5 protein-coding genes are annotated in these 6317 nt (G+C 63.7%); 3 read left to right on the forward strand and 2 right to left on the reverse strand.

Going from position 1 to position 6317, the window contains the following annotated elements; translation table 11 throughout:
• Positions 1 to 76: 76 nt before the first annotated feature.
• Both B118_RS0119995 and B118_RS0120000 read right to left on the reverse strand, forming a co-directional pair.
• Positions 77 to 283, reverse strand: a complete 207-nt coding sequence (locus B118_RS0119995) for an MbtH family protein (RefSeq protein WP_028193308.1) — start codon at positions 281 to 283, stop codon at positions 77 to 79.
• Positions 284 to 323: 40 nt separating this feature from the next.
• Positions 324 to 3581 carry a non-ribosomal peptide synthetase gene (locus B118_RS0120000; protein WP_080678098.1) on the reverse strand — a complete coding sequence of 1086 codons (3258 nt, stop codon included), beginning with the start codon at positions 3579 to 3581 and terminating at the stop codon, positions 324 to 326.
• A gap of 376 nt (positions 3582 to 3957) precedes the next feature.
• On the opposite strand from B118_RS0120000, the gene B118_RS28715 reads away from it, so the two are divergent.
• The 3 genes from B118_RS28715 to B118_RS0120015 all read left to right on the forward strand — a co-directional run.
• Positions 3958 to 5238, forward strand: coding sequence for a cytochrome P450 (locus tag B118_RS28715; RefSeq protein WP_162173363.1), 1281 nt, complete (start codon positions 3958 to 3960; stop codon positions 5236 to 5238).
• Positions 5225 to 6010 carry an FkbM family methyltransferase gene (locus B118_RS0120010; RefSeq protein WP_050592844.1) on the forward strand — a complete coding sequence of 262 codons (786 nt, stop codon included), beginning with the start codon at positions 5225 to 5227 and terminating at the stop codon, positions 6008 to 6010. The genes B118_RS28715 and B118_RS0120010 overlap by 14 nt, the downstream gene beginning before the upstream one ends.
• A gap of 79 nt (positions 6011 to 6089) precedes the next feature.
• Positions 6090 to 6317, forward strand: a 228-nt coding sequence (locus B118_RS0120015; RefSeq protein WP_162173364.1) for a transposase family protein, incomplete at its 3' end; no start/stop codon positions are given.

The following is a 6317-nucleotide window of genomic DNA, read 5'->3' on the forward strand; positions in this document are numbered from 1 at the left end:
GTCGGATCCTGCGCGGTGGCTTCGGCTCGCTGGGCGAGCCACTTCGCGATCGCCGCCCTACGTTCTACCGTCTGATTCACCGAGAGCCCCCAGACAGCTGGTCGATCAAACTCTGGGGACGCATGTCTGTCCACACTTCATCGACAAACTCCATGCACTCTGTCTCGGAGCCGGTGAATCCGGCCGCGCGCCAGCCCGCTGGCCAACTCAGCCAACCGGGGTGGATCGCGTACTGCCCCTCGTTGTTCACGAGGACCTGGTATTGGACGCCAAAGGCCGTCATGTGTCTTCTCCTGGCAGGTAAAAGATCGGCAAGCTTCGTTTCAGGCGGTTTCGCCGATGGCGGCGAAGAGTCGCTGCTCGATCTCGTCGGCGAGGGACTGCAGCACCGTCTGCTCGAAGTACAGGCTCAGAGGGATGCGCAGGCCCAAGCGGTCGGACACGCGGGCGGCCGCCTGGGTGGCCAGCAAGGAGTGACCGCCGAGAGCGAAGAAGTCGTCCTCGGCCGACAAGCGCGACACGCCCAGCACCTCGCCCCAGACAACAGCGACGAGTTCGGCCACCGGTCCCTCTGGAGCCGTGAAGTCGGGCTCTTCGGCGGTCGGCATCTCGCGCTGTGACAGAGCGCTACGGTCAACCTTTCCGTTCGGCGTCAGCGGGAACTCGGACACTTGGACCAGGATCGGCGGCACCATGTGTTGCGGCAGCCTACGGGCGAGATGACCACGGATCTCGTCTAAATCTGGCACTTCGTCCGTCGCGGCTGCGGGGATGAAGTAGGCAGCAAGCTGCTTTCCTGCTCCCGGCACCTCGCGCACCACCACGCAGGCGGCGCCGACTCCCTCGGCTTCCAGGAGTACACGTTCCACTTCGGCAGGTTCAATCCTAAATCCGCGAATCTTGACCTGCGCGTCGGTACGGCCGAGGAAGATCAGCCCCCGGTCGCCGTCCCACTTCATGCGATCGCCAGTGCGGTACATCCGGGATCCGTCTGCGGCGAACGGGTCAGCGAGAAAACGGGAGGCGGTCAGCCCCGGCTGACCCACGTAGCCGCGAGCAACCCCGACGCCCCCGATGTAGAGCTCGCCGGACGTTCCGTCGGGCACCAGTCGCAGCTGGCTGTCGAGTAGATAGAGCCTCCCGCCGGGCAGCGGTTTGCCGAGTGTGATCGTTGTCGCCTCGTACTGATCCCCGGCAGTGCTGACAACGGTCACCTCGGTCGGGCCGTAGAGGTTGGCGAGGCGGTAGGGCTTTCCGGCAGGCACGGCGGTCAGTTCATCGCCGCCAACCTGCACCCTGCGGATTCGGGCTGGTAGTTCGCTGCCTGCAGCCTCGACGGCGGTGAGGACCGGTGTTACCAAAAAGACCACGGTCACGCCGGATACGTCGAGGAATCGGCACAGCGCCGCCGGATCGACCCTAACGTCGTCGGGCACGACGACAAGACAGGCACCGGCGGCGAGGGTCGGCGCCATCTCCAGGATGCTGGCGTCGAAACTGATCCCCGCCATCTGCGGAATCCGGTCCCGGTGCGTCAGCCCGTACGCGCCCACGTACCAGTCGATGAGGTGACTCAACCCGCGGTGCGGAACCTGAACCCCCTTGGGACGCCCGGTGGTTCCCGATGTGTAGATCGTGTACGCCACACCGTCGGGGAGCGGCTCTGCGGCGACGGAGGCTGCCGCTTCGGTCGTACGGGCGTCGGGCGGGAGCACGGTGCAGGAGGACCCGGCCCAGTCGACATCCTGTGGAACTGAGGTGATCAGCACCGTGACACCGGCGTCGTTCATCATGAACCGCAGTCGGTCCACGGGATAGTCCGGGTCGAGCGGTATGTACGAGGCGCCCACCCCCATGACGGCTGTCATGGCGACAGCCAACTCGGCCGACCGTGGGAGGTGAACTCCCACCGGCGTCTCGGGACCCACGCCTGTCTCCCGCAGTACCTGCGCGAGCAGGGAGGCCCGGTCGAGCAGTTCCCGGTAGGTGAGCGTCTCGTCACCTGCGATCACGGCAGGTCGGTCGGGGTGTCGAGCCGCCGCCTCCTGCACCCGTTGCACAAACCCCTTCGTTGCGGAGACGGCCAGCCCTGCTCCCTTACGAAGGAGATCGGTCTGCTCCGCGGGGCTCACCAGCGGATAAGTGAGCAATGCCGCGTCGGGGTGGCGGCAGAGCTGCTGCAGCAGGTTCAGATACCGGGCCCCGAAGGCGGCCACAGCAGAACGGTCCAGCACGTCGGTGGCGAACGACAGGGCCAGGTACGCCTTGCCCGCGTGCTCTTCTAGTTCGGCCACGAAGTCGAAGTGGGTGCTGTCCCCGTAGGCGAAGGGCAGGGAGCGGCCCAACGGTGAGTCACCGGATGCGTAGACCTCGCGTACGTCATTGAACACCGCTTGGACCAGCGGGGCGCAGCCGCGGAGCCGTTCGGGGCCGAGGTGCTGGACCAATTCGTCGAAGCCGAGGCCGACGTGCTCGAGCGATTCCAGCACCATCTCGCGGTTGACGTCGACCAGTTGCCGGAAGGTCACCGCTTCGTCGATGCGGGCCCACAGCGGCAGCATGTTGACCAGCGGGCCGACGACGTACTCCGAGCCTGGTTCGAAGCGGTCGGCTATCACCGTGCCCACCATGACATCACCCTGCTCGCACCAGCGGCTCAGCGCGACCTGAAATGCACTGAGGTAGAGGACGAAGTCGGAACTGTCGAGCTCGCGGGCCAGGCGGCCCACGCTTCGGCAGAGGGAGTCGGCGAGCTCCAACTCCATACGATCGCCATGATGAGACCGCACAGCTGGTCTAGGGCGGGTGAGCGGAAGTTCCAGCACCGACGGTGCCCCGTAGAGCCGCTGCTCCCAGTAGGCGAGGCTTTCCTTACGGGCGGCGAGTGCCATGTCGCCCTTGGACAGTTGACCGATGTCAGCGAGCCGCAGCGAGATCTCCGGCAGATCCGGCCTCACACGTCCCACCTCGGCCCGGTACAGCTCCCCCAGATCGCGGTGGAGAAGCCCGATTGACCAGCCATCCGTACTGATGTGATGCATCACGATCATCAGCGTTCGCTCGCCCGACATGTCAGTGAAGACACGAGCTCGGAAGACCGGTCCGGCCGCCAAGTCGAATGGCTCGCGAAAAAAGTCGACGTGCTGGCCGCTCACAGGCACCCCTGCGTCGCAGGCGCTTTCCTCGACGGCAAGGTCGGAAACGTAGGGCGGCTGGACCACCTGGAACAATTCGTCCGAGGCGAAGTAAAAAGTCGTCCGCAGAGCTTCGTGTCTTTGCACGAGCGCGGTCAAAGCGCGTCGCATCGAGCCGAAGCAAACGTCCGGCGGCAGCCCAAGCAGGAGAACCGAGTGAAATCCTGCGCCGTCGGCTCCGGAGTCCTCTCGAACTCGGCTCTCCAGCCATATACGGCGCTGAGCCGGAGTAGCCGGAGTAGCCGGAGCCGCGATTTCTGCGGGTGTTGGACGCAGAGCGTGGCTATGCAAGAGTGCCCCCCGTGGCAATAACCTGATCAGGACCCTCCACAAGTGATCTACAGCGAGGGCCATTGAAAGATAACCGATCGGACCTCGGATGTCCATACGGGAACGGCGTGAGGCGGTGGGTGGGCGGCGCAGTCGAGGCGGCGAATCAGGCGCACGGGACAATACGCTATAGAAGGCCACTGCGGCGCCCCACTTCCATGGACGCCACCGGCACGCGACATGACACCTGTGGACACCTGGACACCTCAGAAACGATGCGGCAGGAGTATCCGGCTCTGTACAGCAACAGCGAACCTGTGATAGGAATGATCACCTGGGAGGAAGGCGCGTGAGTGCAAATCCCGGGCAATACCGACTACATACCGTGACCCTGGCGTGTGCTCTTGAACCGATTCGCGTCGCACCTCGTGCGTCTTTGCTGCACGTTATGCGCGCCCAAAATCTGCCGCGCCCACGCTGGAGAGGAAAGCGTATGCACCTGGGAGGGAACAGGCCGGGCGAAGGGCATTTCGATCTGACCGATCCGACAATGTTCGCCGGCGACCGATTCATCGACGCGTTGTCGTATCTGCGCGAACATGAACCTGTTCATTTTCAGACAGAAGAGAACGGGCCGGGATTCTGGATCGTCACACGGCATGCGGACGTGTCACACGTCTACGCGAACGCCGACCTGTTCAGCTCACGACTCGGTATGCGTCTCGGAGCCAATCCCGACGCTGTCAAGGCTGTGGCCGACAGGATGCTGATCGTCACCGACAACCCCGAGCACACATATGTACGACGGCTGGTGGGATCAGCTTTTACCCCTCCCGTAGTCCGCACCCTCGAGACCCACGTCAAGACTGTGGTGAGGGAGCTGATGGACAGGGCCATCGCCGATGCACCGCGCGAATTCGTCTCCTCGGTCGCCCGCCCTTTGCCGACGCACATCATCTGCTCTTTCATGGGGCTACCCCGAAGCGACTGGGAGCGGATCGGTCAGCTGACTACCGACGGTATAGACTCCGACGATGACGACGTCCGGCTGACCGCCAATTCCGAGCTTTTCCTCTACTTTACCGAAGCCATCGAGGAACGCCGGCAGAACCCGGGACAGGATCTGATCACCATTCTCATCAGGGCCGCAGCCGAGGCCGAGGCGTCCGGCGCGCCCCAACTCGGCGATGTCGATTTAGTAGTGAACCTGGCCGGCATCCTCATCGGAGCCAACGAAACCACCCGCTATGCGGTCGCGGGGGGGCTGGTCGCGCTGGCGAAAGACCGCAACCAGTGGATGCGGCTGCAGCAGGACCAGGAACTGGTCACCCCCGCGGTGGAAGAGATCCTGCGCTGGACTTCTCCGGCCGTGCACGCCATGAGGACGGTCACCCAGGAGACCCGGCTCGGCGAGCGCACCCTCGCACCGGGCGACCGGGTCACCCTCTGGACATACGCCGCCAACCGCGACCCCTCGGTTTTCACCGAACCGGATAGGTTCGACATAACGCGGCATCCCAACCGGCATCTCAGCTTCGGCAACGGACGACACATCTGCGTCGGCGCGCGACTAGCGCGGATGGAGATCGCCGCGTTCCTGGAGGAGTTGCGCACCCGGGTTCAGCAGATTCGTCTTGTTGAACCAGTGAAGTGGAGTCCCTCCAACTTCACCCGAGGTCCACTCAGTGTCATGGCACAGCTGGATCCGATCGGCTCACCGACGGCTCACCAGAAGGGCGGCAACAGTAACAATGACTGCGATGCACGCAGATAGCTCAGATTTCCCGAAAGCAAATCTTGAGCTGCCCGATGGGCGGAAGATTGCCTGCGTCACGGAATCAGAAGCGCTCCTACTGTGGGACGAGATGTCTGCAGAAGGAATGTACGGCTCCGTCGCAGCCAGCCTGCGACCCGGCGATGTCGTACTCGACATCGGGGCGAACATCGGGCTCGCCTCTCTGATGTTCCATCACACCGTACCTGACCTGCGGATCTTCGCATTCGAGCCGGCGCCTCAGACCTTCGTGTGCCTAGAGGAAAATCTACGCCAGCATGTTCCGCAGTCCACCGCGGTACGTGCCGCCGTATCTGACAGGATCGGAGAACTAGAGTTCACCTTCTACCCGAACTCTCCCGGCAACTCGAGTCTCTTCGCGAACCGCGGGGCGGACGACGAGACGACACGCCAGTTTCTCCGAAACTCAGGGATCGATGAGGAGTACATCGACGAACTCCTCGAGGATCTCCACTCCGGGACGTCCCTCACCGTCCACGCCACTACCGTGTCGGAAATAATGCGGCGGTACAGGATCGAGGAGATCGACCTACTTAAGATCGATGTGGAGCGCGCCGAACTCTCCGTGCTCCAGGGAATCGAAGAAAGCCACTGGCCGATGATTCGTCGCATCGCGGCCGAAGTGCACGCGGAGAATGGCCGACTGGAGCAGATTACGACACTACTCCGGCAGCACGGCTTTTCCACCACCGTCTCGCAGAGTCCGAAACTGGCCGGAACCGTCCTGTACGAACTCATTGCACACGCGTGAACATCCCTCGGAACGGACTAAGGGATGTCTCGTAACCCTGATGTCCGTCTGTTAGGGACAGTCGTGCAGGATGTTCGGGGTGCAGGTGATCACGTCAACCCGCCCGGAATGGATCTTCCCGTTCACCGGACTACAGCCCGTCCAGTTCCGCAGGCTGGTCCGGCTGGTCGCCGAGCGGGGCGGTGACGCGATCGCGGACGGGCGGCCGGGCCGGCAGTGGTCACTCGACCTCGCCGACCGGGTGTTGCTGGTGGCCGTGTACTGGCGCACGAACCTGACCATGCGCCAGATCGGTCCGCTGTTCGGG

This window comes from Salinispora pacifica CNR114 (assembly GCF_000514775.1).
GTDB lineage: Bacteria > Actinomycetota > Actinomycetes > Mycobacteriales > Micromonosporaceae > Micromonospora > Micromonospora pacifica.

What these genes read in the sequence shown, in the direction of transcription:
- B118_RS0119995 (WP_028193308.1), bottom strand. Translation starts at nt 283, where the DNA reads ATGACGGCCTTTGGCGTCCAATACCAGGTCCTCGTGAACAACGAGGGG.
- B118_RS0120000 (WP_080678098.1), bottom strand. Translation starts at nt 3,581, where the DNA reads ATGGACATCCGAGGTCCGATCGGTTATCTTTCAATGGCCCTCGCTGTA.
- B118_RS28715 (WP_162173363.1), top strand. Translation starts at nt 3,958, where the DNA reads ATGCACCTGGGAGGGAACAGGCCGGGCGAAGGGCATTTCGATCTGACC.
- B118_RS0120010 (WP_050592844.1), top strand. Translation starts at nt 5,225, where the DNA reads ATGCACGCAGATAGCTCAGATTTCCCGAAAGCAAATCTTGAGCTGCCC.